This is a genomic window from Pseudodesulfovibrio halophilus DSM 5663, assembly GCF_059568665.1.
Map to the genome: position 1 here is coordinate 65,431 of NZ_JCANTV010000011.1, position 26,591 is coordinate 92,021.

Sequence of the window (26,591 nt, forward strand, 5' to 3'; positions counted from 1 at the left end):
GTCCCTGTGACGCTTGCCTTGCTCATAAGACAGTGCTACGCCGGAACTATTACTGTTCGGCCGAGGCATTGGGGTTACCACTCTTTATCGGATTGAGGTTATGGCAAAAAAGAAGAAGGGACAGAGCAAGGTCACGGTCTATCCGGACTGGTGCAAGGGTTGCGGCGTTTGTGTGTCCTTCTGTCCGGCCAAGGTGCTTGAGCTGGACGAAACGGGGAAATGTCACGTTGCCAGGGAAGACGACTGTATTCACTGCGGGTTCTGCGAGCTGCATTGCCCGGATTTCGCCATCGTCGTCACTGCAAAGACGAAATCGGAAGAATAGCAGTCCACCGCTGCGGGAGAGGATTTTCCAACATGGCAAGAAAGAAGAAGAAAAAAGAGATTTTCGCGCTCGGCAACGAGGCGGTGGTCGAGGGGGCCCTCATTGCGGGCTGTTCGTTCTTCGGGGGCTATCCCATCACTCCGTCCTCTGAAATCATGGAGATAATGGCGAACCGTCTTCCCGGAACGGAGGACGGTGTTTTTATCCAGCTGGAGGATGAGATCGCCAGTATGGGAGCCGTGCTAGGCGCGTCGCTGGCCGGCAGAAAAGCCATGACCGCCACCTCGGGTCCCGGCTTCTCGCTGATGCAGGAGCATCTGGGCTACGCGTGCATGGCCGAAACTCCGTGCGTGCTGGTCAACGTCATGCGCGGCGGCCCTTCCACCGGACTGCCCACGAGTCCGGCGCAGGGCGACGTGATGCAGGCCCGCTGGGGCACCCACGGCGACCATCCCATTGTCGTGCTCTCCGCTTCTGATGTGCAGGAATGTCTGGAGATGACCATCAGGGCCTTCAACATGGCCGAAAAATACCGCACCCCGGTGGTGCTGCTCATTGATGAAATCACGGCTCATACCCGGGAGAAGATCGAGGTGCCCGAGAACGGCGACTACGAGATCCTCAACCGCGTGGTGCCGTCCATGCCGCCGGAGTGGTACAAGCCTTACGAGGAGACGGTGCGCGGCGTGCCGCCCATGCCGCCGGTCGGGTCCGGCTACCGTTTCCACGTCACCGGCCTGACCCATGACCGCAACGGCTTTCCCACCTCGCGCCCGGACGAGGTCAACGAACTGGTGCAGCGGATGCACCGCAAGATCGACCAGTTCTTCTACGACATCCAGATCACCGAAGAGACCACCACGGAAGACGCCGATGTGGTCGTTGTGGCCTACGGGTCGGTGGCCAGATCCGCGGAATACGCCGTCCAGCAGGCGCGCGAATCCGGGGTGAAGGCCGGACTGCTCAAACTCAAGACGCTCTTCCCCTATCCCAGACGGGCCACCGAAAAGCTGTTGGCCCGCGCACGCACGATCGTGGTGCCGGAGATGAACATGGGGCAGATATCCCGCGAGGTGAAACGGGTGAACATGGGGCGCGCCTCGGTGCGCACCGTGAACCGCGTCGACGGCCAGATCATCACGCCTTCCGAAATCCTCAAGGTTATCATGCAGGGGTAGGGCCATGAACGAAGTGACAGGAAATCAGATCATTCATCAATACCTGAGGCACAACAAGAAGTTCCCGCACGTCCTCTGCGCCGGATGCGGCCACGGCATCGTGCTCGGTTCGCTCATCCGCAGCGTGCACGCGCTCGACATCCCCAAAGACGACATGGTGATTGTCGCAGGCATCGGCTGCTCCGGCAGACTCGCCGTGTACGTGGACTTCAACACCATTCACACCACGCATGGACGCGCGCTGACATTCGCCACCGGCATCAAGATGGCCAACCCCAAACTCAAGGTCATCTGCATCATGGGCGACGGGGACGCGCTGTCCATCGGCGGCAACCACCTGATCCATGCGGCGCGGCGGAACATCGGCATAACCGCGCTGGTGCTCAACAACAACATTTACGGCATGACCGGCGGCCAGAGCTCTCCGGCCACGCCCTCGGGCAGCGTGTCCATGACCGCGCCCTTCGGCCAGCTGGAGGAAAACTTCGACACCGTGGACCTCGCCAGAGGCGCCGGCGCCAACTATGTTGCCCGCGGTACAGTTTTCCACGTTCAGAAGCTGGAAAAGCTCATGCAACAGGCCATCACCCAGCCCGGGTTCAACATGCTTGAAGTGCTGACTCCCTGCCATACGCAGTACGGTCGCAAGAACAAGTTCAAGGGCCCCGTGGATATGTACAAATGGCTCAAGAAAACGGCGGTTCCCGTTGAACGGTACGAAGAAATGACCGAGCAGCAGCGGGCGTCGCGCATTCCCATTGGCGTCTTCGCCGACAAGGGGCAGCCCGGGCTCGAGGACCGCTATTACGCCCTCAAGAAGGAAATGCTCGCCAAGCAGGAAGGGGAGGGCAAGTAGATGAAACAGCCAATGAATCTGGAACGTTTCGAAATCCGTTTCTCCGGACTCGGAGGGCAGGGGATCATCACTCTCGGCAGAGTCATGGGCGCGGGGCTTGCGCTGGGGCACGGCTACAACGTGACCCAGACCCAGAGCTACGGGCCTGAAGCGCGCGGTGGGTCCAGCCGCTGCGACCTCGTGGTCAGTTCAGGGCGCATCAGCTTCCCCAAGGCGGAAAACCTTGATCTGCTCGTGGCGTTGTCTCAGGAGGCCTGCAATGCCTATTATCCGTATCTCAAGCCCGGCGGAGCGCTGGTTATTGAGACGGATATAGTGAAACAGCCGCCGTCCAACCACTACCTCGGCCTGCCTTTCACCAAAATGGCCAAGGAGAAGATCGGCATCGTGCAGGCCATGAATACCGTGGTGCTCGGCGCGTTGACGCACCTGCTGCCGTTCACGGTTCAGCGCGTTATGCGCAAGAACATGGAAGAGGCGCTGCCGCAGAAGATTCGGGCAGTGAACGTCAAGGCGTTCAACCTCGGTCACCGTGAGGCGAAAAAAGCGTTCGGAGAGTCCCCCGAAATATGGGGAAAACCTTCCGAGGACCAATAGCTCGTCAAAAAGCCCTCTTCTCTGGAAGGGGGCTTTCTTTTCGGCATGACGGGGTGGGGTTTGCCCCGCACACAGCTTCGTTGAGGCCGGGACACTGATCTATCAGCGTGAACCCTCTTGCTGCGTTCCCTCAAATTGGCTAACATTGGGATTAAAACCAACTCCCCTTTTGACCTAGGGGAAGGCTGGAAGAACGTCATGCATGATGCCGACAAGCTGTCGATTGGGGATTTACGAACCCTTTTGAAGCCTTATGCAAGGTATGACCATGTGCGAGCCGGATGGCAGGTCGTGGATACGTATCTGCCGTACTTTGGCATGTGGGGACTGCTCATTTATCTCGTGAAGAGCGAAGCGCCATTTTACGCCGTATTGCCCCCCATCATTCTTGCTTCCCTGCTCCTGGTCAGAATTTTCATCATTTTCCACGACTGCACCCACGGTTCGTTTTTTGCCACGCGCCGGGCCAATGTTGTTCTGGGCTACATATCCGGCATTCTGACCTTCACTCCCTTTGCCTACTGGCAACACAATCACCTTGTTCACCATGGAAGTTATGCCAATTTGGACAAAAGAGGCGTGGGCGACATCTGGACGTTGACCGTGAATGAGTATCGGAATCTTCCTCCGATCAAGCGGCTAGCGTACCGCCTTTATCGCAACCCGCTCATCTTCCTTGGAATCGGCCCAGGCTATTCATTCCTGATTACCCAACGTTTCCTGCACAGATGGGAAGGAAGGCGTGAGCGCTTCAGCGCCATGATTACAAATGTCGCCATCGTGACGATCGTCGTTCTGGCCAGCCTGATCATTGGCTTGAAAACCTATCTGATGATTCAGGTGCCGATAATGCTCATCGCCGGAGCCATAGGGGTATGGCTGTTTTACGTTCAGCATCAGTTCGAGGGTGTTTACTGGGCGCATCAGGACGAATGGGATCCGGCAAGGGCTGCCATGGAGGGGTGCTCGTACTACAGGCTCCCCAAGGTGCTGCAGTGGTTTACCGGCAACATCGGGCTGCACCATGTGCATCACATTCTCCCGAAAATCCCCAATTACAGGCTTCAGGAGAGCTATGATTCCACACCGGCGGTGCAAAAGGTCCGGGAGTTGACCTTTCTGAAAAGCCTGAGGTCTCTGAGACTGAAGCTGTGGGACGAGGAAGAGCGTAGGCTTGTCGGCTTCGCTTCCGCAACCGCTTAGTGCCACCTGTTCCGACAGAAGTTGCGACGCCGGACCGCGCCTGCGGCAGAGGCGTTCGCGGTAGGGCATGGCGCGCGGAGCACGCGGTTATTGCATCAGTCCGAGTACGCCGAATATGATCAGATAGGCTGCAACAATATAGTTGAGCATCTTGGGGACGAGAAGGATCAGTATTCCTGCCATGAGAGATAGCAGAGGTTGCAGGTCCACGTGAAGATTCATATTGGAACTCCTTGTTGTTTCTTGTCGGTGCTATCAAGCGCCGATTTTCTGTTATTGTTCTTCTTCGCTCAGCTTGTCCTTGAGACCGCCAACCATCTTGAGCGTCAGGTAGTTAACCACGCTCAGGACGATGGCTATCTCATAGCGGTTGAACGCGGTGGCCACGCCTATGGCGCCCATGTTCCAGATGCTTGCAGCGGTTGCCGTGCCGATGACGGATTCCCTGTGTTTGAGGATCGCGCCGCCTCCGAGGAAGCCGATGCCTGTGACGAGCCCCTGAAAGACCCGTGCCTCGGACCCGGTGGAATCAAGCACCGAAATGCCCACCAGCATGAAGCCGCAGGTGACGACGGCCACGAGCGGAAACGTTCTCATGCCGAAGCGGATTTCGCTTGCTTCCCGGTTGAGTCCGATAGGCAGGGCCAACAGGTAGGCAAAGGCGAGGTGCCAGAGGTGATACCAAACCTGCGCCCAGTCGATATCCATGAATGGCGGCACGATGCAAATCCTCGTGACAGCTAGTTGTCCACCGACTCTTCGAGCTTGTCCCCGGCTTCCTCAATGCTGTCGCCAGCCTCTTCAATGGCCTGATCGACCTGCTTGCCAGCCTTTTCGGCGGGTCCTTCCTGTTCACAACCGAAACCGACGACAAGAAATGCCAGCAGACAGAAAACGTAGATGAGCTTCTTGAATACTTTCATGAGGTCTCCTTATTGGGTGAAGTGAATCAAACGCGCGGCTTGCGCCTGCCCATAACCAGCGAGATTACGAAAGCAACAAGGAACACGAAGAAAAGAATTTTCGCCACTCCAGCAGCCGCCGCAGATATTCCGCCAAAGCCGAGGATGCCTGCGAGTATTGCCACGATGAAAAAGACGACTGACCAGGACAGCATATTCCCTCCCTATAGTGAAAGTGAAGACTGGGGCGGAAGCCCGCCCCAGTCGGCATAAGCTATTTGATGCGTGCGCTTGCGGACTTGATGGCTTCGTCAAGAATGTCCCACGCGCCCTGAAGACCAATTTTCAGGTCCTGCCAGGCGCTGTCTCCTGCCTCCTGGAACTCGGCCAGCTTGATCTTGGCCTCTTCGCGGCGTTCCTTCAGCTGCCTGATTTCATCGTCATACTTGACGCGCAGGTCGGCCTCCGCGCCTTTGGCCTTGGCCTCCAGGCGGGACACTTCGGCGTTGAGCTCGTCGAGCTTGGCCTTCATTTTCTGAACATATTCTTCACGGTTTGCCATGAGTAATGCTCCTTCGTGTTTTGTCTGTTGAGTGAATTTGTAGTGCGCAATTCACAGGAACTTAGTGTGCATACTACATGAAACGAACGTTTCGTCAAAGGGGGGCATAAAACGAGAAGGGGCAGCTGGCGGGAGCGGCTGAAATGGAACGGAACGGGCTTAGTCTCTGAGGGCGCGAATGAGGCGTCTGATGAGCGAGTCGTTACCGGCGGCACTGTTTGGGATAGGGGGAGCTGCGGCGCAATGGACGGGGGTACAGGAATCCGGCAGTTCGGGAATGGACAGGGTCAGCCCGTGCCGCGAGGCAAGTTCGGTCAGCGCGGCCTTGATGGAATGGAACGTGGCGGAGCCGTGCCCGGAGTCCTCGTCATGATCGCAGCGATACTGTTGATGTGCGCGATGGAGCTGCTCCATGCAGGACTGGAAGAACGACGGGAGATCCTCGCCCACCACCGGGTCCACGGCATCCAGAGCCATGTTGGCGGCGGTGATGATCTCTTCGCCCGTATTGCCCCAGTGCATGGAGTCGTTCTTGCGCTGTCCGTCGCGGATCTCCTGTTCGATGATCCGGTCGAGCTCGCGTCGCACAGGGCGGATGAGGGGTTGTTCCAGAGGTGGCTTCGTCATGGGCTTACAGGTTTTGCAGCTCACTAGCGCAATCCGGCGGGCAGATCAAGCCCTTCTTCAATTCGGGGCGCTTTCTCGGGCCAATCCGTTGCGAATGACGCGCAGCAGCCCGTAGTCATAACGTCCCTGAAGCTCTTCGTGGACCGGAGAGAGCTCCATGATGCCCCGTGTGCGGAACGCGGTCATGACGTCGCGAATCTCGCGGACGGCGTCCTCCTCAAGTAGACACATGTCACGCCAGTTCACCTCGCCTGTGGATACGGCGCTGGCAAGGTGGTTCCAGACGGTGTTCGGCTTGAGGTTTCGTTCCTGCGCCACCGCCTCGACGCTGCCGAGCCGCGTGAACGCACGCGCGCTCTCGAGCGCGGATTCGCTCGCGCGTTCCGGTGTCGATTTGGCGGCGCGTTGATGCGGCAGGGGCGGGATGTCATCAGGTCGGCCGTTTATGGCTTCATGCCCCTCCAGAACGGCAAGGAAGGTTTCACCGAAACTTTGCAGCTTCATTGCCCCGATGCCGCTGAGAAGCCCCATGTCCGCCTGTGTCGACGGGCGGTAGCGGACCATCTCCAGCAGGGTGCGGTCCGGAAAGACCGCGTAGGGCGGAATGCCGCGCTCGGAGGCCAGTTCGGCCCGCTTTGCGCGCAGGGCGTCGAAGAGGATGCGGGCTTCGCTGGTGGACAGCGTTCCCTCCTCGTCGATGCGTTCGCCCTTGGTGCGACGGCGGGAGACCTTCGGAACAACAGGATCGGTGCGCAGCACCACTTCGCGTTCGCCGCGAAGCACCTGCCACGAGTTCTCGTTGAGACGCAGCGCCCCGTGGCCCTCCATATCCACCTCAAGCAGTCCGGATGCCCCGAGCTGGCGGTAGACGGAACGCCACTCCCCGCCGGAAAGCTCCTCGCCGATACCGTATGTGGAGAGCTGGTCGTGGCCGAGCTGGGTGATGCGCTTGCTTGTTTCGCCCTTGAGCACGTCCGCAAGGTGCTTGGCCCCGAAGCGCTGCCCAGTTCGGAAAATGTTGGAGAGCGCCTTCTGCGCGGCCACGGTGCCGTTCCACGTTTTGGGCGGCTGGGCGCAGGTGTCGCAGTTCTGGCAAGGTTCGATGTCCTCGCCGAAATAGGAGAGCAGCGCCTGTCTGCGACATCCCGGAGCCTCCAGAAAGGCCATGATGGAATCCAGTTTGCGGTGCTCCACGAATTTGCGCCGGTCGTCGGCCTCCCCGCCCACGATCATGGAGCGCATGATGGCAAAGTCCTGAAGCCCGTATGTCATCCACGCGTCCGCCGGTAGCCCGTCGCGCCCGGCGCGTCCGGTCTCCTGATGATACGCCTCAAGGCTGCGCGGTGGTTCCAGATGCGCCACGAATCGTACGTCCGGCTTGTCCACGCCCATGCCGAAGGCCACGGTGGCGACCATGACCAATCCTTCCTCGCGCATGAACCGCTCCTGATGCGAGTTCCGGTCCTCCGCGCTCAGGCCCGCGTGGTAAGGCAGGGCGGTGATGCCGTTTTTGTTCAGGAACGCGGCGGTTTGTTCGGTCTTCTTGCGGCTGATGCGGTAGACGATGCCCGAGTCGCCCTGATGTGTATTGCGTATGAACTGGAGTAGCTGATGCTGCGGCTTGTCCTTGGGCTGTACCGTGTAGCGGATGTTCGGCCTGTCGAACCCGGTGGCGAAGATACGTGCCCCGTCGAGGCTGAGGTGCCTGAGGATGTCGTTGCGGGTGGGCAGGTCCGCCGTGGCTGTGAGCGCCATCCTCGGCACGCCGGGAAAGCGCTCCGGGATGATGGAGAGTTGGAGGTACTCCGGCCTGAAGTCGTGCCCCCACTGTGAGACGCAGTGCGCTTCGTCGATTGCGAAGAGGTTCGGCCGAAGCCGCGCCAGCCGGTCCAGAAATTCCGGGCGGCACAGGCGCTCCGGCGCCACGTAGAGCAGGTCGAGCCGTCCGTATTCCAGGTCGGCCTGCACCTCGTTCATTTCCTGCGCCGAGAGAGATGAGTTCAGGCATGCAGCGCGCACGCCCGCCTGACGCAACGCCGCCACCTGATCCCGCATGAGCGCGATGAGCGGCGAAACCACGACCGCGAACCCGTCCCTGAGCATGGCCGGAATCTGATAGCAGAGCGACTTGCCGCCGCCGGTGGGCATGAGCACGACCGCATCGCCTCCCTCGGCCACGTGAGGGATCACGTCGCCCTGAAGGCCGATGAAGTCATCGAATCCGAAAACCGTGCGCAGGATATCATGGGGAGTCGGCATGCGATGGAGCTACCAGTTGGGGCCGATTCGGTCAAAGCCCGATGCAGGGGCTACTCGGCATTTCCCTGATAGTCTGCGAGAACTTTCTGCAATTTTGGCAAGGGAGTATCGCTGTTGCGGACGATGGCGTCCGGGATCTTTGCAACACCCGGATGCCGTTGGATGGTTGCCCCGAGGGACCACTGCGCGGCGGGGCTGCGAAAGTCAGCTTCTCGGCCCTGGCGACCTTGGCCACGTACTGTACGTATGCGCATCCCTGTATGCGTAAAAGGGCATCCAGCACCGGTCCAGATCCACCACGAACATGCGGTAACTCTGTATTGTATGTTTTTACAGGGCAAAGAAAACGGGCGGAGTGGAACCGCCCGTTTCATATATGCATATGTTCGCCCGTGAGGGCTTGGATGGACCGGATGTGCGCATCCGGTGGGTGCGCCGGTTACCAGATTGTCCGGATGACGACTCCGGCGTCCGCCATGTGCTTTTTGATGTCCGGCAGGGTCCACTCGCCGTAATGGACGATGGAGGCGATGAGGGCGGCGTTGGCGCGGCCCTTGGTCACGGCGTCCACCATGTGGTCGGGATGCCCGGCGCCGCCGGAGGCGATGACCGGGATGTGAACGGACTCGGCCACGAGGCGGGTCAGTTCAAGGTCGTACCCGTCCTTGGTGCCGTCGGCGTCGATGGAGTTCAGGCAGATTTCGCCTGCGCCGAGCGCCTCGCCGGTCTTGGCCCATTCGAGGGCGTCCATGCCCATGTGCTTGCGCCCGCCGTGGATGACCACCTCGAACCCGGAGGGGATGTCCTCGCTCTTTTCCACGCGTTTGACGTCCATGCCCAGCACGATGCACTGGGAGCCGAAGCGGGCGGCGCCTTCGCTGATGATGTCCGGGTTCTTGACGGCGCCGGAGTTCACCGAGACTTTTTCGGCGCCGGCGAGCAGCACGTCGCGCATATCGTCGACCGTGTTGAGGCCGCCGCCCACGGAGAAGGGGATGAATATCTCGGAGGCGACCCTGTCCACCACGTCGAGGAAGATGCCGCGTCCTTCGGAAGAGGCGGTGATGTCGTAGAAGACGATTTCGTCCGCGCCCTGCTCGTAATACTTGCGGGCGGTCTCAACGGGATCGCCGATGTCCACGTTGTCCTTGAACTTGATGCCCTTGGTCAGACGGCCGTCGCGAACGTCGAGGCAGGGGATGACTCGTTTACTCAGCATTGGCTGCCTCCAGACAGAAATTGTGGAAGTTCTTGAGCATCTGCAGTCCGGGCTTGCCGCTCTTTTCGGGGTGGAACTGCACGGCCCAGAGCCCCCGGCGCCCGTGCACGGAGCAGAAGTCGCGGCCGTAGCGGGTTTCGCCGATGATGAATTCCTCCTTGGGGGCAGGGAAATAGCTGTGCACGAAATAGAAATTCGCTTCGGGGTCGATGCCCCTGAAGAGTTCGCATTCCTGCTTCAGTTCAATGGTGTTCCAGCCCATGTGCGGGACGCGGATGGGGTCGCCCTCGTAGTCGGTCCAAGAAGGGTTGAAGAGGCGGCATTCGCCGGGGATGATGGCCAGTGCCTTGGTGTTGTTTTCCTCGGAATAGTCCAGCAGAATCTGACAGCCTACGCAGATGCCCAGCATGGGTTTTTCCTGCCAGATGAGCGCCTTGAGCGTCTCGTCCTTGCCGTCGATGTGCAGCTCGTCCATGGCCTGTCCGGCCGCGCCGACACCCGGAAAGATGATGCCGTCGGCGGCTTCGAGCCGTTCCGGGTCATTGGTGATTTCGTTTTCGATGCCGAGGTGATCCAAAGCGCGTTTCACGCTGGTCTGGTTCCCGGCGTTATATTCAAAGATTGCCAGCATGTCGGCCCTCCTCAGGGGTTTCATTCATTCCAGCGAGTAGTGAAAAAAAGCTCGGATTGCAAGTCGTTTTCCTCACGCGCTCATTATTTACGTTTTTCGAAGCGCTTTTGGGTGTCTTTTCAAAAATGTAATTTTTCATGGAGTGTATGCTTTTTACAACGTGCCGGAATGATTTGCAGTTATAAATGGCACACTCTTTGAGAAGGAAAAGGGAAAAACGGCGTATGCATAAGCCGCAAAAACAAGGAGGCCGCATGATATCGATAGTAATGGGAACCGTGTTGTTCGTTCTGGCAAGTCTTTCCGTGTCGGTCTTCTTCGTGAAGCTCGAACTGGTTGCCAAGGACGTGGCCGAGGCCGCGGTCGAGAGTCCCGCCCCGGCAGTGCGCGAGCTGCGCAACGGCAGGGAAGGGCTGGTTATCTGGTAGGCCGGGCTTCTTCGGGATAGACCTTCAGCAGCAGGTCGCCCTTCCACGGGCCGACCTGCTTTCCCAGTCCCCGCAGGCGGATGGGACGGCCAGGATGGAAGTCAGAGGGCAGGGTCACTTCGATGGTACGAGGCTCGTTGCTGAAGCGGCGATGAACCGTGATGCGGATCTTGCGTCCCGGCATGAGCACGCTGGCGGGGAAGTAGGCAGTCAGTTCGTCGTCGAGGTGGGAGCGAACCCAGTTCCGGGCGCTACCGACGATGCCGTCCGAGAGGTCGAGCTCCAGCTTCCTGCCTTTGAAGTTGAGGCTGAGTTTTCGGCGTTTGAGTTTTAGTGGGCCACCGTGCGGGCGGTTCTTGTCCACACGATTGTAGATGTCCTCAAAGACCTGTCGTGCGAACGGGTCGTTCATGAGGTCCCGGAATACTTCTTCTTCTCTGTAATAGAAGCGTTGGCTGCGCGAGCGCGTGGATTCCGGTCCCGGCTCCCACTTCTTGCGCTGTTTCTTTTGTGCGCCGGGTCCGGGCCGCGTGCTGCGCTGCTGCCGCTGATAGGCCCGCGCTCCTTCGTCGGGGCGCTTGTAGGCCCTTCCGTGGCTGCGGTCGCGGTGCTCGCTGTCCGCACGGCTGCCCCCGCCCGAGCCGGGCTCTTCCCCGATGGTCTTGCGCAGAGTGACGTACGCCTCGTTGACCTTCCGGAAACGGTCGGCCGCATCCGGCGAGTCGTTCAGGTCGGGGTGGAGCTTGAAGGCGAGCTGCCTGAAAGCGGTCTTGACCGCGTCCATGTCCGAACCGGCGCGGACGCCGAGAATCCGGTAGCATTCATTGACGGACATGGACATGGTGGACGGTTACTCCTCGTTGATGAGCGCGTTGGCGTCGCAGTCGGGGTCGTGTCGCGAAAGTCCTTCCCGGCGGATGTATTCCTTGCCCTGACGCACGAACTCGTCGTGACCCGCCTCGGGGTTTACGCCGGGACAGTATTCCTGAATCATCCTCCAGCTTCCCTCGTCGACGAGGTTGCCGCGAAAAAAGGGCCACGCACGACAGATGTCGGGTCTGCCCGGATGCACGCTACATCCCGCGCCTTCACGGAAGAAGACGCAGTAGCCGTCGTCACCCGTGACGACCTGCCATTTCCCGCCGCGCTGGTAGGCGTACTGTTCAAGCATGGAATCCACTTCCTGCTCAAGATGCTCCGCAAGGCGCACACGGTCTTTTTCGGACATGACGATTCCGCCTTCGCCATGGCAGCAGTGGCCGCACATTTTGCAATCGAAAGCCGCGACGCTCATCGGGCCTCCGGCAGCAGGCGTTCGGCTTCGACCTTGAGGCAGAGGTCTTCTACGACCATGACGCCTTTCGGTTCGAGCATGGCGCGGGCTTCGGGGTTGAAAATGCCCGACTGCATCCAGAAACAGCGGGGCAGCGAGTCCAGCTCCAGAACCTCGGCGGCGTGCTCCGTGCAGAACTCGGAGGCTCGAAAAAGGTCCACTATATCAACATGATGCGGGATATCCTTGATGGTCTTGTATGTTTCCAGTCCCCATACTCCGGTTCGTTTCGGGTGGACGGGGATGACGGTGAAACCCATGTCGATAAGGGCGCGGCCCACTCTGTCCACGGGGCGGCCCGGCTTGTCCACGGCTCCGACGACGGCGACGGTCTTGACCTCGCGGAGCAGGGCGGCTAGCTCTTTCTCGTTGTACAGCATTGCAACTCCTTCGTCCGCATTTTGATACCGGAAACATCCGGTCTTGCATAGTCCCCCGTAACCGTCCAGGAGATTGAGACATGTTTGAATCTTTGGCGAATATACCGCAGGAAGAACTGGAGCGTCGGTTTGAGGCCGTGCGAAGCCACCTTCGCGAGATCGCACCCGAAACCGGCGGTATTCTGATTTTTTCCCGCCTGAATATCTATTATTTCACCGGCACGCTCGGGCAGGGCGCGCTGTGGATTCCGCTGGAGGGCGACCCGGTCCTGATGATTCGCAAGGGCGTGGATCGCGCGCGACTCGAAGCGGGGCTTGAGCCGCACCCCTTCAAGTCCTACGGCCAGATTCCCGAGGTCTGCGCTGCGGCAGGAAGCCCGCTGAGCGCGACTGTCGGCGCGGAGACCGCCGGCCTGACGTGGCAGCTCTCCAACATGCTGACCGCCAAGCTCTCCGACACGACCTTCCAGCCCGCCGATCATGCCGTGGCGCTGGCCAAGTCCGTCAAGTCGCCTTGGGAGCTGAACATCATGCGCAAGGTCGGTCAGCGGCACCACCACTGCCTGCACGAGCTTATCCCGGAAGTGATCAAGCCGGGCATGAGCGAGCGCGAAATCTCCCACAAGGCGTGGGAAGTGTTCTTCGCCAACGGGCATCAGGGACTCATGCGAATGCAGGCCCACGGCGAGGAGGCCTTCCTCGGCCATGTCTCTGCCGGGGATTCCGGCAACTACCCCAGCATCTTCAACGGCCCGCTCGGATTGCGCGGCGAGCACCCGGCGTCGCCCTACATGGGCTATGCGGGCAGGCTCTGGAACGAAGGCGAACCGCTCGGCATGGATATCGGGTTCATTGTGGAAGGGTACCACACCGACAAAACGCAGACCTATTGGGCCGGACCGGCCTCATCCATCCCGGACGAGGTTCGCCGCGCACAGGATTTCTGCATGGAGATGCAGCAGTGGGTAGCGGACAACGCCCGTCCCGGCGCAACGCCCGAGGAGTTGTACCTGCACTGCGCGTCGCAGGCGGAAGAGCGCGGTTTTGCCGAAGGCTTCATGGGCCTCGGGGAAAACAAGGTGCCCTTCATCGGCCACGGAATCGGCCTGACCATCGACGAGTGGCCGCCGCTTGCCAAGAAATTCCGCGACCCGCTCAAACCGGGCATGGTCATCGCCGTGGAGCCGAAGCAGGGTATTCCCGGCGTCGGCATGGTCGGCGTGGAGAACACTTTCGAGATCACCGAGGACGGCGCACGCTGCATCACCGGCGACGAGTTCGACATCATCTGTGTGGAATAGCGTCCGCTCCGATATAATGGCATGGAAAAGGCCCGCATCGAAATCTCGATGCGGGCCTTGTCTTATACGAGTGTTTCCGTGTTACTTCAGGGCGCGGCGGTAGATTTCCATCACATCTTCGCGGTTCATCTCGATGGGCGTGATGCTGAAGAGGTTGCCCATGGTGTTCAGGGCGTTGTCGGCCAGTGCCGGAATTTCGTCTTCGGTGACGCCGTAGTCGGAGAGCTTCATTTCGTCCAGCCCGATGTCGGTGATGAGGTCGTCGAGCATCTCGATGAAGCACATGGAGCCTTCACCTTCCGGCTCGACCTCACGGGAGTCGGCCATGGTCAGGCCCACGTCCTCGAGGCGCTCCTCGCCCTTTTCGGCAAGGTAGCCGAAGTAGGCTTTGGAGAGCATGACCAGACCCGCGCCGTGCGGCATCTCGGGATGGAAGCCGGAGAGGGCGTGCTCCATGCTGTGGTGCGAGATGCAGCAGGAGAGGGCTTCGCACATGCCCGCGGCGGTACTGGCCCATGCCAGAGCGGTGCGAGCTTCCATGTTGTCGCCGTCCTCCACCGCGATGGGCAGGTAATGCGTGATGAGGTGTACCGCCTCCAGCGCCAGCAGGTCGCTGGTGGGCTGGCGGCAGGTGGCCAGGTAGCACTCTACGGCGTGGAAAAAGGCGTCCATGCCGGTGAAGGCGGTCTGGTTCTGGGGTACGGAAAGCATCAGCTCCGGGTCAACCACGGAGAGGGCGGGGAAAGTGGAGTCGTTGCCCCAGCCGATCTTTTCCTCGGAGCCGGACTTGGTGATCACGGTCCACGGGTCGGCCTCGGTGCCGGTGCCGGCGGTGGTGGGGATGGCCACGATGGGGAGCGCGGGCTTTTCGGGTGTGGCGCCCTTGCCGGAGCCGCCGGTCATGTAGTCCCAGTATTCGCCGCCGTTTGCGGCAAGCAGGGCGATGGACTTGGCGGAGTCGATGGTCGAGCCGCCGCCGAGACCCACCACGTAATCCACGTTCTGCTCACGGCAGATGTTCGCGGCTTCTTCCACATGCTCGGAGAGCGGGTTGGGTGTGATGCGGTCGTAAACGATAGTGGAAACCTCGCGCTGGCCGAGCAGGCCCTGAACGCGCGAGAGGTATCCCTGCTTGAGCATGACGCCGGACTCGCCGATGACAATCATGGCTTTCGAGCCCTGCGGCAGGCGGGGCGTGGTGGCAAGGACGTCGAGCTTGCCCGCGCCGAACTCGATGCAGGTGGGAATGTTGAAGGTAAATTGCATTCTATGATTCTCCAATGTGTTTATCTTCTTACTTATTATATGATTCCAGAATTGTTTCAACCTGCTCTTCGGTGAAGAGATCGCGAAGGACCACCGGTTTGTTCCAGTCGTCTCCCGCCGGGAAGAAGGCCGCCACCGGGAGGCTGCGGCTGCCGAGCGAGAACAGCAACTCCTCGCCCTCTGGGTTCTGTTCCGAAAGGTCCACCTGCACGAACCGCACGCCGTGCTCCTCGCGCCACTGGGAGAGATTCTCCGGCGTCAGCACCGTGGCCTCGATGACCTTGCAGGTGGGGCACCAGTCAGCGGTGAAGTCAACGAACATGGCTTCGCGGCCGAGGCGCTCCTCGAAGGTGACCGGGTTATAGGCGGTCCAGCGGAAGGTTTCACGCTCGGGCGAGTAGAACCAGAACAGCGTGATCCCGAGAAGGGCTATCCCGGCAAGGCGCAGGCCCCAGCGGGTTCCGGTGGAGACGCCCGGTCCGGCGAGGCCCCAGAGCCATCCGGCCGGGACCGCCAGCCACATGACGAACAGGGCGGGCATGACATCGCCGGGCGGCAGAATGTTGATGAGGTACAGCACGGTGCCGAGGAGGAAAAATCCCACGACCCGTTCCACGTGCTGAACCCATGCGCCGGGGCGCGGCAGCCATGTCGCCACTCCGGGAAAGACCGACATGGCGAGATAAGGCGAGCTCATGCCGAGGCCCACGGCCATGAAGACGGCGGCGATGTGTCCGGGAGGCTGCTGGAGCGCCCAGGCGAGCACGCCGCCGAGGAAGGGGCCGCTGCACGGCGTGGCGAGCAGGGTCGCCAAGAGACCGGTGAAGTAGGCCTGCGCCTTGTGTGAGCGCACTTTGCTGTCGAATTTGAGGTCGATGACCGGCAGGTCGAACAGCCCGAGCAGGCTCAGGCCCATGACAAAGACGAAGATGGCGAGTCCGGCGACCACTTCGGGCTGCTGGAAGATGCCGCCCCAGGCGATGCCGGTCTTCCAGAGAATGACCGCCAGCGCCCCGAACCATGAGAGCACCCCTGCGGCGAAGAATATCCCGTGCGTACGGATTTCCTTCCTCCGCTGCTCCGGATCCCCGCCACCGCCGAGCAGGGCGGAGACTTTCAGACTGATGACCGGCAGCACGCAGGGCATGAGGTTGAGCAGCAGGCCCGCAATCAGGCCGAAGAAGAGCGCGGCCCCGAGGCTCGTGACCTCGAGGGATTCCGTGTACGGTTTTGGCGAGAAGCCCCATTTCCCGCCGGGATCAACGGGCTCCTCTCCGAAGGCTTCCAGAAATTCTGGCCACCACGGCTGCAGCTCGGCCTTGGCGAGGTCGTCGGGGTTGAATGTCTTCGGCCGGAACGGGATATCCATTCTGGCGGGCAGGCATTTGGTGTCGGAACAGAAGAGCAACTCCACCTGTGCGTCGATGCTGCCGCTCTCGGGAGCGTCGGGCGGAATGGGCAGGAAGACCCGCATGACGCCGTCAAAGATGTTGGCGGTCTTGTTCGGGTCGAAGGCGTCGGGCTTGGAGACACCCGGCGGGAAGATCGCGCCCAACTCCATGCCGCCGGGCTCGATGGTGGCCTGAACGGCTGTCGGCTTTCCCACTCCGGTGGGTTCGGCGGAATAGGTGTGCCAGCCGTCCTCGAAGGTCATGGTCAGGACGGCCATGGACGTGTCGCCTCCGGGAAGGGCGTACATCCCCCAGCTTGTCTTGGCGGGGTAGTCCTGTGGCTGAAAGCCCAGTTGTGCCGCGGCTGGTGCGGCTGCGAGAAGCATCAGGAGCAGGCTTGCGAGGAGCGTTTTCAGAAGTCGATTCACAAAAAATCCTTGAAAAGCGTTTTTTATTGTTGACATCGAACCGTCACATGGATAGTTATCTCTCCGCGCTGAGGGCAAACGCCCCCGACGCCGAGTGGGTCACTAGCTCAATTGGCAGAGCAGCGGACTCTTAATCCGGAGGTTCAAGGTTCGATTCCTTGGTGACCCACCACTCGAAAGACCAACCCGACAGCTGAGGCTGTCGGGTTTTTTCGTTGTGTGCGTCTTTTTGTGAGCAGCGTCGTGTTTCACCGGGTGATTCCTCAACGTTCAGTGTGATGAAGCGGTCGGTTGACGGCTTGTGAAAAAATATCCGCCCGAATGGGCGGAGTCAATGGGAATCGCGTTATTACCCGACAAGTTCGCACTTTTGTGTTTCTCAGATGGCTGTACTGAATGCGCTGCCGGGAGTCGGTGTTTCGATGGGCGAGGAGGCGGCCTGATAGGCCTGTGCGGCGCGGCGGGTGCGCGGAGAGGGCGCCGTTTCGTCTTCGGCGCGTGCGGAGTCTTCACGGTCGGCTCTGGCGGTCTGTTGCTCCTCCTCCGCTTCCTTGCGTTCCGCCTGCCTTTCCTTCTGCATCTCGAGCCGGGCTTCCTGCGCCAGCTGGGTTGCCTTGGCCGCAACCTTGAGGTCTTGCGCCGAAGGGTTGGCCGGGGCCATTGCCGCCTTGCGGACCGTGCGCGCCTTTTCTTCAGTTGCCTCGGGGTTGCCCGGCACCTTGGAAACGTCGATGCTGACGTTGCCGCCTACGGCATACTGGCGCCCGTCCGGGCCGGTCTCATAGGAGTAAGAGGGGCCGCCCTGCACGTGCGCACCGCCCGCAGACATGTGCGCCTGCTCATGGGTGCGTACTTCCCGGTCTCGCTGCTTGAGTTGGTCGAGGTTTCGCTTCTCCGCACCATTGAGTTCGGAGCGGGTTTTGACCACCTTCTCCACGCCCTGTTGCGCCGAACCTCTCTGCCCGGCCTCGGCCTGACGCTGGTCTCGACCCTGTTGCTTTCTTTCGTCCTCCGGGTGCTCCTGCACTGGCTCCACGGGAGCCATGCGCGGCGTGCTATGCATCTTCTGCAAGCTGCCGTAAAGGGTCCCGAAGAGGGATGCGGTGAAGTCGTTTGACGAAGTGACGAAGCTCATACTGTCTCTCGCGTATAAAAGTCCTTTTCAGTCTACTTATCGGTAGGCCCTTGGCTGTTCTTTAGGGGGGAGGGCAAAAAAAACGGGGCGACCCGTAAGTCGCCCCGCAAGTGTTTGCTATGGCTAGAAAAGCTAGACTTTCGCGCCCTGCATTTCTTCTGCGGAGAAGTCCCATTCCACATCGTGCGGCGGGAGCTTTTCGGTGCTGAAGAAGCGCGGGAGTTGGTCGTCCTTTTCGGTGAAGCCGGCGCGCTTGTTGAATTCCAGCTCGTCCTTGAGGCAGTCCACGCCAAGGGCGAGGAATTCGTCGGCGGTGAATTTCAGGCCGGTGTGGGCCGCGACAACGTCGCACATGGCCTGCACGCCGTTTTCGTCATCGAGCACGGCAAAGGCCACGAAGAGGCAGAGTCCGAGGGAGTCAATCGCGGCGGTGGCGATCTGAAGGTTCTTGGAAACCTCCACGTTGCCTTCCTTGTTGTGCCCGTCGATCTCGCCGCCGACCTTGAGGACGTTCTGGCAGACCGCGTAACCGGCGGTGTGGTCGCCGCCCATGGGGGTGGTGGCGTAGGTGACGCCGACGCCCTTGACCGCGCGCGGGTCGTAAGCCGGCAGGGACTGGCCCTTTACCGTGGGCAGGCGGTCCACGCCGAACGCGCCGCCCGCGAAGTCCACGCCGTTGGCGATGATGCGGCCGAGGTGGTCGCCGGTGCCGATCTTGTTCAGCAGGTCGATGGCTGCCTCGCCGTCACCCCAGGGGATGATGCCGCCTTCCATGGCCACGGCGATGGTGTTGCCCATCTCGATGGTGTCCACGCCTTTGTCGTCGCAGATGCGGTCCATCTGTGCGATCTGGTCGATGTCGTCGATGAGGCAGGCAGCGCCCATGGCCCAGATGGTCTCGTATTCGAAGCCGGAGGTCAGGTAGTTGCCGTCCTTGTCGTTGTACTGCTGGGAGCACTGGATGACGCAGCCGACGTGGCAGCCTTCCTTGGTCTTTCCGCCGCGCGCTTCGATGGTTTCGGCGATCTTTTCGCCGGAGATGTCGGCAGCCTTGTCATACTGGCCGAAGCGGAAGTTCTTGGTGGGCAGTGCGCCGGCTTCGTTGATAATGTTCACGAGCACCGCGGTGCCGAAGCCCGGCAGGCCCTGACTGGTGACCGGATGGCCGGTGAGCACGTTGACCCAGTCCTTGCGGGCGGTCTTGAATGCTTCGGGGTCGGCAGCGGTGACCTTCTCGTTCACTTCGGGGTCGAGCACGAGGGCCTTGATGCGCTTGGAGCCCATCACGGCGCCCATGCCGCCGCGACCCGCGGAGCGCGCAGGACGCTTGTAGGGGTCGGTGAACTGGATGGTGGAGGCTTTGCCGCAGTATTCGCCGCCGGGGCCGATCATTGCGGCAACGACCTTGTCGCCATATTCTTCCAGCAGCTTGTCGTGGGCCGGGTAGGTGTTCATGCCGGTGATGTCGGCGGCGTCACGGAACTCGACCTTGTCCTTGGAAATGAAAAGGGTCTGGAGCGGGGCGTCGGCTTCGGGCTTGTCCTCCAGCACGATCGCGAGGATGTCCAGCTTGGGCAGCTTGTGGGCGAACAGACCGCCGGAGTTGGACTCCTTGATGCCGCCGGTGAGCGGGGATTTGGCGCCCACGGAGGCGCGGCCGGAGTTGGCCGCGGAGGAGCCGGCCAGAACGCCGCCGGCGAAGACGAGCTTGTTCTCGCCGGAGAGCGGATGACAGTCTGCCGGGACTTCCATGTTGACCAGCCGGGAAGTCAGGGCGCGTCCGCCGAGACCGGCGTATTCTCCCAGTTCCTCAAACCGGTATTCCTTGGTACGAGTGTTGATTCGCAGAATGCGGGGCATGAAGCACCTCGTCGTTTGAAGTTATCTGTCACCGCAGCGGCGGTGGCGAACATTTATTTGACAAATCCATTTCACTATACTCATTGTGAAGAAAATTTGTCAAAGAAAACAACAGACTATGCCTAGTTGGGCATAGTTGTGTCTAGGGTGCGGATAAACCGTACGTTCTGGAGGAAATGACCATGGAGTGTGAAATGCGGGCGGTGGAAATTGGCGAGGGAGTTCCGGGGATAACCACGCTCCTGCAGAAGGGTGTCGGCATCCCCGCGCCTTCCGGTACGAGTGTTGGCGACTTCCTTGAGCAGATCCTCGGCCTGACGCCCCAATACATAGATACCGATGTGCGGACGATCTTCTTGAACTGTTCCCCGGTGGACGACATTGATGCCGTGCACGTGAAGGATGGGGACGTGCTTTCGCTTTCCGCCGCCATGCCCGGCCTCGTGGGCATCGCCATGGGGCGTAACACGCCCGTCAGCGGCTTCCGCAGCGACATCAGCGCCAAGGACTGCGGGGAAGTGCCGAAGGGCGACGCGCTGATTACGGTCAAGCTGTTCAACCTCGTGGCCCGCGAAGTCGGGCCGGAGATACTCTCCCGCGGAGTGATTGTTTCCGCAGGGGCCTTGAAGTCCGCACTGGGCGATGCGGCGCTGGATGCGATGCCCGAAGAGGAGAGAGTAATCCTGCGTGTCGTCTAGCCTCTCGGCATTGACTCCCTTTTCACCTGACAGTACCACTGTGCGTGGATTTTATCCGAGTAGGCCGAGTTCCGTTCCAGATATAGACAAGGAGTCATCATGACCGAGCATATTCAGTATTCTCCCGAAAAGGACGCCCTCGTCCTTCTTGATCAGCGCTTTCTGCCCAATCGTGAAGACTGGTTCGTCTGCAGGACCACCGACGATATCTGTTTCGCCCTTGTGGTCATGGTGGTTCGCGGCGCCCCCGCGATCGGGGTTACCGCCGCCTATGGCTGCTATCTCGCGGGACGGGAAGTGCAGGGGAAGGAGGGTGACTGGAAAGAGAACCTGAACGCCAAGCTCGATCAGATCGAGAACGCCCGCCCCACAGCGGTGAACCTGCGCTGGGCTGTTCGCGAAATGCGCCGAGTCTGGAACGAAGCCGGCGCGGTCGCCCTCGACGAACTCTGTAGCGTCTGGCTGGAACGCGCCAAGCAAATCCATGCGGGCGATATCGAAATGTGCGAAAGCATCGGACGCTTCGGCGGCGAGGTGATCGACGACGGCGACACCGTCATGACTCACTGTAACGCCGGGGCTCTCGCCACCGCAGGGTACGGGACCGCTCTCGGCGTCATCCGCGGCGCCGTCGATCAGGGCAAGAACGTGAAGGTCATCGCCAACGAGACCCGCCCCTTTCTGCAGGGAGCGCGGCTCACCGCCTACGAGCTTCACAAGGACGGCATCGAGGTCAAGGTCGCCTGCGACAACGCCTGTGCGCTGCTCATGAAGAAAGGCCTTGTGGACAAGGTGGTCGTGGGTGCAGACCGCATCACCGCCAACGGCGACGCCGTCAACAAGATCGGCACCTACGGCGTGGCGCTGCTTGCCAAACACTTCGGCGTCCCGTTCTACGTCGCCGCTCCAGTCTACACCATAGACCCCGAAACGCCCTCCGGCGACGATGTCCCCATCGAAGACCGCGATCCAAAGGAAGTCACCCACGTCGGCGACCACCAGATCACGCCCGATGACGTCGAGGTCTACAACCTCGCCTTCGACCCGACCCCCAACGAGCTCATAGCGGGCATCATCACCGAAAAAGGCGTGCTCAGACCTCCGTATACGGAAGCTATCGCCGCGCTGTTCGAATAGCGGCTCGAGGCCACGGCACGAAGGCGCTGTCAAAGCCTAGCCTGCTGATACGTTTTCCCATCCATGCCGGGCGTGGCATCTCCACGTCCGGCATGGCTTGCGCATGATGACGTTCCTGTTACACGCAGGGTTTGCCGTTGACATATCCGCATAGGCGGATACGTTCTGTCTCATGCAGCAACTTGCCGACCGCCTCAAGGGGTTGTCAGACCCGACCCGCCTTCGAATGCTGGCTCTGCTCGACATCGGGGAGCTTTGCATTTGCGACCTCATGGAAGCCCTGGACCTTCCGCAGTCCAAGGTGTCCCGTCATATGTCCTTTCTCAGGAAAGGTGGATGGGTGACCAGCCAGCGCAAGGGCAAGTGGGTCTATTACGCACTTGCCGTCCCCGCCGATCAAATGCAGATCGAATTGCTAGCGGTATTGCGAGAACATCTGCCGGAACTCGCCGCAGGCGTTGAGGATCGCGCACGTCTGAGGGACTATCTGAAAACCAAAACCGCAGACGCTTGCGGCTGAGCCGACGAGGAGAAGTCATGTCCGAATCCGTTGTGAAAAGACTGTCCTTTCTGGATCGCTACCTGACCCTTTGGATCTTTATGGCAATGTTCATCGGCGTCGGCGGCGGATATCTCTATCCCGACATCAAGAACGTCATTGATTCCTTTCAAGTCGGCACCACGAACATTCCCATCGCCATCGGGCTCATCCTGATGATGTATCCACCCCTCGCCAAGGTTAAGTACGAGCAGCTGGGGCAGGTTTTCAGGAACTACAAGGTGCTGGCCCTCTCTCTGGTGCAGAACTGGGTCATCGGCCCGATTCTCATGTTCGGCCTCGCGATCACCTTCCTGTCGGGATACCACGAATACATGGTGGGCCTGATCCTCATCGGCCTTGCCCGCTGCATCGCCATGGTCATCGTCTGGAACGACCTCGCCAAGGGAGACAGTGAATACTGCGCCGGACTGGTGGCGTTCAACTCGATTTTTCAGGTCCTGTTCTTTTCCGTCTATGCATACGTCTTCATCACCGTCCTGCCCGGCTGGTTCGGTCTGGAAGGGGTCGTGGTGGACATCTCCATGGGCCAGATAGCCGAAAGCGTACTCATCTATCTTGGCATCCCCTTTCTTGGAGGCATGATATCCCGATTCGTCGGAATCAAGCTCAAGGGAAAGCAGTGGTATGAAACGGTCTTTATCCCGAAAATCAGCCCGCTGACCCTCGTTTTCCTGCTCTTCACCATCTTCGTGATGTTCTCGCTCAAGGGCGACAAGGTGGTCGAACTGCCGTTCGACGTGGTCCGGATCGCCATCCCGCTGACCATCTATTTCCTGCTCATGTTCCTGGTATCCTTTTACCTTTCCTACAAGGCGGATGCCACCTACGAACAGGCCACAACACTGAGCTTTACGGCCGCTTCCAACAACTTTGAACTGGCCATAGCCGTGGCCATTGCCGTTTTCGGCATCAACTCGGGCGAAGCGTTTGCCGCCGTCATCGGCCCACTCGTGGAAGTGCCGGTCCTGATTGCTCTGGTGAACGTCGCTGTCTACTTCAAGAAGAAATTCTTCCCGCATGCGGTGGAAACCATCGGCGGCGTTTGTCACGTGAAGTGCGAAACGTCCGAGGTAAAGTAGTTACAGTGCCTCCGGCGGGCCTTTCAGCCGGACCAAAGGGGCGGGCCCCCTTTGGAAACCCTGAATTGTCCGCGGGGGTGCAGCTGCTGAATCCGTGCGGCCGCACAACTCGCGACCTCGCTGCAACCCCGCGGACGGGTTGATGGATTTGTTGAGATTGTTAGCGAATTCCTCCCATTTCCCTCCCCGCCCGTTAAAGAATGATGTCCCCGCTGACGCGAAGCGCAGCGGGGACATCATTCTTTACGGGCAAACCGGGGAGTCCAGAGGGCCCTCGGCCCTTTGGCGGGGGCAGGGCAGCGCCCTGCTCCTCGAAGAGCCGCCGGAGGCATCCTTTTCTATATATCCGACTCCACGCGTTTCTTGTCTGCTTCGACGAGCAGGAAGGCGATTAGGCCGCAACCGATGATCTTGAGCCAGTCGAGGACGTCGAGGGGCGCGCTTTGGAAGATGTTCTGCATGAAGGGGGCGTAGGTGTAGAGCAGTTGCAGAATCGCCATGATGCCGAACCCTGCAGGTACCCACGGGTTGCTCATGAAGCCGAGGGCGAAGGGGGAGCTTCTGAAGGAGCGCGAGTTGAAGAGATAGAAAGCCTCGACGGCGACGAAGACGTTGACGGCCATGGTCCTGGCTTTCTCTACGCTGGCTCCGCCGAGCAGTTCCCATTTGAAGAGCCCGAAGGCGGCGATGAGCAGGAGGAGGCTGACAAGGGCGATTCGGCTGAGGATGACCTTGTCGAGTATGGGGCGGTCCGGGCGTCTGGGGGTTCTTTCCATGATGCCGGGTTCTTTTGGTTCGAAGGCGAGCATCATCCCGAGGCATCCTGCGGTGGTCATGTTGATCCAGAGTATTTGCAGGGGCAGGATGGGCAGGGTGGCGCCGAAGAGGATGGCGGTGAGAATGACAAGCCCTTCGCCAGCGTTGGTGGGCAGTGTCCAGGCGATGAATTTGACGAGGTTGGCGAACACGCCGCGTCCTTCTTCCACGGCGGCTTCGATGGTGCTGAAGTTGTCGTCGGTGAGCACCATGTCGGCGGCTTCCTTGGCGGCTTCCGTGCCGCTGATGCCCATGGCGATGCCGATGTCGGCCTGCTTGAGGGCGGGGGCGTCGTTCACGCCGTCACCGGTCATGGCGCAAACTTCCCCGTGAGACTGCAGGGCCATGACGAGGCGGAGCTTCTGTTCGGGGGAGACGCGTGCGAAAACAGGGACGCCCTGAACGCGTTCGCGCAACTGACTGTCCGTCATTTCGCCGATTTCCCTGCCTGTGAGCACGGGGCAGTCTTTGCCGAGGGTGCAGCCGTCTCCGCCTAGGCCGAGCATCATGCCGATGGCTTCGGCGGTGATGGCGTGGTCGCCGGTGATCATCTTGACGCGGATTCCGGCGCGCAGGCAGGTGCCGACGGCCCGCTTGGCCTCTTCGCGAGGCGGGTCGATCATGCCCTGAACGCCGAGCAGAACCATGTCCCCGGACACATCCTCGTGTCCGAGTTCCTTGCCGTCGGGCAGTTCCCTGCTGGCGAGAGCGAGCACGCGCAGGCCTTTGGAAGCGAGTTTGTGCTGGATGGCGACCATCTGCTCCCTGTCGATGTCGGAGAGAGTCCCGTCAGCGTTCATGACCTTGGAGCAGTAGTCGAAGATTTTTTCGGCGGCGCCTTTCATGTAGGCGATGTTGCGATTGCCCTCGCGGTGCAGAGTGACCATGTACTGCATCTCGGATTCGAAGGGCAGCTCGTCCTTGCGGGGGGCGTCGGCGTTTTCCTCTTTGCGGGAAAGGCCGAATTTACGGGCCGATACGAGCAGGGCCGCCTCTGTGGGATCGCCTTCCACGGTGAACTGGTCCCCGTCGTGACGAATGACAGCGTCGTTGCAGAGAAGCCCGGCGCGGAGACATTCGCGCAATGCGGCGTTTTCGTTCAGTGGGTGGGAGCCCGCCTCGCGGGGGGCCAGCTCGCCTTCGCTGGAATAGCCGGTGCCGCTGACATCGTAATAGGAGTCGCCGCTGTGTATTTCCTGCACGGTCATCTGGTTCTCGGTGAGCGTTCCGGTCTTGTCGGAGCAGATGACGGTGGTCCCGCCGAGGGTTTCCACCGCGGGAAGTTTTCGGATGATGGCCTTTTTCTGCGCCATACGGGAGACGCCGAGAGCGAGGATGATGGTCACGGCCGCTGGGAGCCCCTCAGGGATGGCGCCGACGGCGAGGGCCACGGCCGCCATGAAGGTTTCCGTGACGGGCTGGGCGCGCATCATGCCGAGCGCGAAGGATGCGCCCGCGAGGGCGAGGATGGCCACGAGCAGAATGTGACTGAAGCGGGATATCTTGCGGGTCAGGGGCGTTTCCAGCTCCTGAGCGGCGTCGATCATGCCGGAGATGCGTCCGATCTCGGTCTTGTTTCCGGTGGCCACCACGATGCCGCGGCCCTGACCGTAGCTGACGAGGGTGCCAGCGAAAGCCATGCTGGTTCGGTCCGCCAGCACCGCGTCATGGGCTGCGGGAGTGCCGCTTTTCTCTACCGGCACGGATTCGCCGGTGAGTGTGGATTCGTCCACGCGCAGCTCTCTTCCGCGGACGATGCGCACATCGGCGGGCACTTTGTCTCCGGAGCGCAGGACAACGACATCGCCGGGGACGATGTCTGCTGCGTCCATGCGCAGGGTCTCACCGGCCCGGATCACGGTGGCTTCGACGCCCATGGAGGCGGCGAGCGAGTTGAGGGCCTTTACCGCCTTGGATTCCTGAAAGAATCCCACGAGCGCGTTGACGAGGACGACAGCGAGGATCACCCCGGAGTCCACCCACTCGCCGAGAGCGGCGGTGACGATCCCGGCGACGATGAGGATGTAGACCAGCGGCTGATGGAACTGCAGCATGAACCGTTGCAGGGCGGTCGTCTGCTTTTTGCCGCTGATGGCGTTGGGGCCGAAGTCTTTCAGTCGTTTCTCGGATTCGAACTGATCCAGTCCTTTTTCCGGATCGGTATCCAGAAGGTCGGCCACTTCTTCGGAAGGCATGTGATACCAGTGTTTTTCAAGCAGAGATTCCATATTTTCTCCGGTTCTATGTATGTCGCTGTTTTGCAAGTGTGGATCGGGGCGCGGGTGGTACTTCTAATTGTGTAAGATGTCCAAAGAGTCGGGGAAGGTCAAGCGTATCTTTGCCAGCCGGATGGGACCAGTCGGATGCGTGATGAAATGAAAAGAGGGGAGCGCCTGCAGGCACTCCCCTCTGTAATAA

Annotated in this window: 28 protein-coding genes and 1 tRNA gene; 12 read left to right on the top strand and 17 right to left on the bottom strand. The window is 60.5% G+C overall.

Annotated features, from left to right (window positions below; translation table 11 throughout):
- The first annotated feature begins 100 nt into the window (after positions 1–100).
- From BR24_RS09195 to BR24_RS09215, 5 genes are all read left to right on the top strand, one after another.
- Positions 101–325 (top strand): 4Fe-4S dicluster domain-containing protein, encoded by a 225-nt coding sequence (locus BR24_RS09195; RefSeq protein ID WP_018123156.1) that lies wholly within the window; start codon positions 101–103, stop codon positions 323–325.
- 32 nt (positions 326–357) lie between these two features.
- Positions 358–1,503, top strand: a complete 1,146-nt coding sequence (locus BR24_RS09200) for a 2-oxoacid:acceptor oxidoreductase subunit alpha (RefSeq protein ID WP_496541199.1) — start codon at positions 358–360, stop codon at positions 1,501–1,503.
- Positions 1,504–1,507: 4 nt separating this feature from the next.
- Positions 1,508–2,359 (top strand): 2-oxoacid:ferredoxin oxidoreductase subunit beta, encoded by an 852-nt coding sequence (locus BR24_RS09205; protein ID WP_496541200.1) that lies wholly within the window; start codon positions 1,508–1,510, stop codon positions 2,357–2,359.
- On the top strand, positions 2,360–2,956 hold the full coding sequence (locus BR24_RS09210) for a 2-oxoacid:acceptor oxidoreductase family protein (protein WP_496541201.1): 597 nt from the start codon (positions 2,360–2,362) through the stop codon (positions 2,954–2,956).
- 198 nt (positions 2,957–3,154) lie between these two features.
- Entirely contained in the window at positions 3,155–4,159 is a 1,005-nt protein-coding gene (locus tag BR24_RS09215; protein WP_496541202.1) for a fatty acid desaturase, read from the top strand.
- Positions 4,160–4,246: 87 nt separating this feature from the next.
- On the opposite strand, the gene BR24_RS09220 is transcribed toward BR24_RS09215, so the two are convergent.
- The 9 genes from BR24_RS09220 to hisH form a co-directional block, all read right to left on the bottom strand.
- A complete protein-coding gene (locus BR24_RS09220) occupies positions 4,247–4,381 on the bottom strand; it encodes a DUF3096 domain-containing protein (RefSeq protein ID WP_496541203.1) in 135 nt (44 codons plus the stop codon).
- 51 nt (positions 4,382–4,432) lie between these two features.
- Positions 4,433–4,867 carry an MgtC/SapB family protein gene (locus BR24_RS09225; protein ID WP_496541204.1) on the bottom strand — a complete coding sequence of 145 codons (435 nt, stop codon included), beginning with the start codon at positions 4,865–4,867 and terminating at the stop codon, positions 4,433–4,435.
- Positions 4,868–4,899: 32 nt separating this feature from the next.
- A complete protein-coding gene (locus tag BR24_RS09230) occupies positions 4,900–5,082 on the bottom strand; it encodes a hypothetical protein (protein ID WP_496541205.1) in 183 nt (60 codons plus the stop codon).
- 26 nt (positions 5,083–5,108) lie between these two features.
- A complete protein-coding gene (locus BR24_RS09235) occupies positions 5,109–5,276 on the bottom strand; it encodes a DUF1328 domain-containing protein (RefSeq protein ID WP_496541206.1) in 168 nt (55 codons plus the stop codon).
- A 59-nt stretch (positions 5,277–5,335) separates the two neighbouring features.
- Positions 5,336–5,623 (bottom strand): sll1863 family stress response protein, encoded by a 288-nt coding sequence (locus tag BR24_RS09240; protein WP_496541207.1) that lies wholly within the window; start codon positions 5,621–5,623, stop codon positions 5,336–5,338.
- Positions 5,624–5,782: 159 nt separating this feature from the next.
- Positions 5,783–6,250, bottom strand: a complete 468-nt coding sequence (locus BR24_RS09245; RefSeq protein ID WP_496541208.1) for a hypothetical protein — start codon at positions 6,248–6,250, stop codon at positions 5,783–5,785.
- A gap of 57 nt (positions 6,251–6,307) precedes the next feature.
- Complete coding sequence (gene recQ / locus BR24_RS09250; protein WP_496541209.1) at positions 6,308–8,509, bottom strand: DNA helicase RecQ; 2,202 nt, start codon at positions 8,507–8,509, stop codon at positions 6,308–6,310.
- Between the two features lie 439 nt (positions 8,510–8,948).
- Positions 8,949–9,728, bottom strand: coding sequence for an imidazole glycerol phosphate synthase subunit HisF (gene hisF, locus BR24_RS09255; RefSeq protein WP_496541210.1), 780 nt, complete (start codon positions 9,726–9,728; stop codon positions 8,949–8,951).
- Positions 9,718–10,359, bottom strand: a complete 642-nt coding sequence (hisH, locus tag BR24_RS09260; RefSeq protein ID WP_018123169.1) for an imidazole glycerol phosphate synthase subunit HisH — start codon at positions 10,357–10,359, stop codon at positions 9,718–9,720. The genes hisF and hisH overlap by 11 nt, the downstream gene beginning before the upstream one ends.
- A 254-nt stretch (positions 10,360–10,613) precedes the next feature.
- Here hisH and BR24_RS09265 point away from each other — a divergent pair, with 254 nt between their 5' ends.
- A complete protein-coding gene (locus BR24_RS09265; RefSeq protein WP_496541211.1) occupies positions 10,614–10,787 on the top strand; it encodes a hypothetical protein in 174 nt (57 codons plus the stop codon).
- Here BR24_RS09265 and BR24_RS09270 read toward each other — a convergent pair.
- Genes BR24_RS09270 through BR24_RS09280 form a run of 3 tightly spaced genes read right to left on the bottom strand, consistent with a single transcriptional unit; the run spans position 10,777 to position 12,500 of the window.
- Positions 10,777–11,628 (bottom strand): J domain-containing protein, encoded by an 852-nt coding sequence (locus BR24_RS09270; protein ID WP_496541212.1) that lies wholly within the window; start codon positions 11,626–11,628, stop codon positions 10,777–10,779. The two genes, BR24_RS09265 and BR24_RS09270, sit on opposite strands and share 11 nt — an antisense overlap.
- 9 nt (positions 11,629–11,637) lie before the next feature.
- Positions 11,638–12,081 carry a YkgJ family cysteine cluster protein gene (locus tag BR24_RS09275; protein ID WP_496541213.1) on the bottom strand — a complete coding sequence of 148 codons (444 nt, stop codon included), beginning with the start codon at positions 12,079–12,081 and terminating at the stop codon, positions 11,638–11,640.
- The gene (locus tag BR24_RS09280; RefSeq protein ID WP_496541214.1) at positions 12,078–12,500 is read right to left on the bottom strand and encodes a CoA-binding protein; all 423 of its coding nucleotides are present in this window, start codon (positions 12,498–12,500) and stop codon (positions 12,078–12,080) included. The genes BR24_RS09275 and BR24_RS09280 overlap by 4 nt, the downstream gene beginning before the upstream one ends.
- 80 nt (positions 12,501–12,580) lie before the next feature.
- Here BR24_RS09280 and BR24_RS09285 point away from each other — a divergent pair, with 80 nt between their 5' ends.
- The gene (locus BR24_RS09285) at positions 12,581–13,801 is read left to right on the top strand and encodes a M24 family metallopeptidase (protein WP_496541215.1); all 1,221 of its coding nucleotides are present in this window, start codon (positions 12,581–12,583) and stop codon (positions 13,799–13,801) included.
- 81 nt (positions 13,802–13,882) lie between these two features.
- Here BR24_RS09285 and BR24_RS09290 read toward each other — a convergent pair whose 3' ends face one another.
- Together BR24_RS09290 and BR24_RS09295 are read right to left on the bottom strand one after the other, a co-directional pair.
- Positions 13,883–15,067, bottom strand: coding sequence for an iron-containing alcohol dehydrogenase (locus BR24_RS09290; RefSeq protein WP_496541216.1), 1,185 nt, complete (start codon positions 15,065–15,067; stop codon positions 13,883–13,885).
- Between the two features lie 28 nt (positions 15,068–15,095).
- A complete protein-coding gene (locus BR24_RS09295) occupies positions 15,096–16,886 on the bottom strand; it encodes a protein-disulfide reductase DsbD family protein (RefSeq protein WP_496541217.1) in 1,791 nt (596 codons plus the stop codon).
- Between the two features lie 96 nt (positions 16,887–16,982).
- On the opposite strand from BR24_RS09295, the gene BR24_RS09300 reads away from it, so the two are divergent.
- Positions 16,983–17,058, top strand: a tRNA-Lys gene (locus tag BR24_RS09300).
- A gap of 207 nt (positions 17,059–17,265) precedes the next feature.
- Here BR24_RS09300 and BR24_RS09305 read toward each other — a convergent pair.
- Positions 17,266–18,021, bottom strand: a complete 756-nt coding sequence (locus tag BR24_RS09305) for a putative metalloprotease CJM1_0395 family protein (RefSeq protein WP_496541218.1) — start codon at positions 18,019–18,021, stop codon at positions 17,266–17,268.
- A gap of 132 nt (positions 18,022–18,153) precedes the next feature.
- A complete protein-coding gene (locus tag BR24_RS09310) occupies positions 18,154–19,881 on the bottom strand; it encodes an aldehyde ferredoxin oxidoreductase family protein (protein WP_496541219.1) in 1,728 nt (575 codons plus the stop codon).
- 182 nt (positions 19,882–20,063) lie between these two features.
- Between BR24_RS09310 and BR24_RS09315 the strand changes: the two genes are divergently transcribed.
- The 4 genes from BR24_RS09315 (at position 20,064) to arsB (ending at position 23,357) form a co-directional block, all read left to right on the top strand.
- Positions 20,064–20,579 carry a hypothetical protein gene (locus BR24_RS09315; protein WP_496541220.1) on the top strand — a complete coding sequence of 172 codons (516 nt, stop codon included), beginning with the start codon at positions 20,064–20,066 and terminating at the stop codon, positions 20,577–20,579.
- Between the two features lie 99 nt (positions 20,580–20,678).
- Complete coding sequence (gene mtnA / locus BR24_RS09320) at positions 20,679–21,716, top strand: S-methyl-5-thioribose-1-phosphate isomerase (RefSeq protein ID WP_496541221.1); 1,038 nt, start codon at positions 20,679–20,681, stop codon at positions 21,714–21,716.
- A gap of 172 nt (positions 21,717–21,888) precedes the next feature.
- On the top strand, positions 21,889–22,236 hold the full coding sequence (locus tag BR24_RS09325) for an ArsR/SmtB family transcription factor (protein WP_496541222.1): 348 nt from the start codon (positions 21,889–21,891) through the stop codon (positions 22,234–22,236).
- A 17-nt stretch (positions 22,237–22,253) separates the two neighbouring features.
- Positions 22,254–23,357, top strand: coding sequence for an ACR3 family arsenite efflux transporter (arsB, locus tag BR24_RS09330; RefSeq protein WP_496541223.1), 1,104 nt, complete (start codon positions 22,254–22,256; stop codon positions 23,355–23,357).
- Positions 23,358–23,695: 338 nt separating this feature from the next.
- Here arsB and BR24_RS09335 read toward each other — a convergent pair whose 3' ends face one another.
- Positions 23,696–26,401 (bottom strand): cation-translocating P-type ATPase, encoded by a 2,706-nt coding sequence (locus BR24_RS09335; protein WP_496541224.1) that lies wholly within the window; start codon positions 26,399–26,401, stop codon positions 23,696–23,698.
- Positions 26,402–26,591 lie beyond the last annotated feature (190 nt).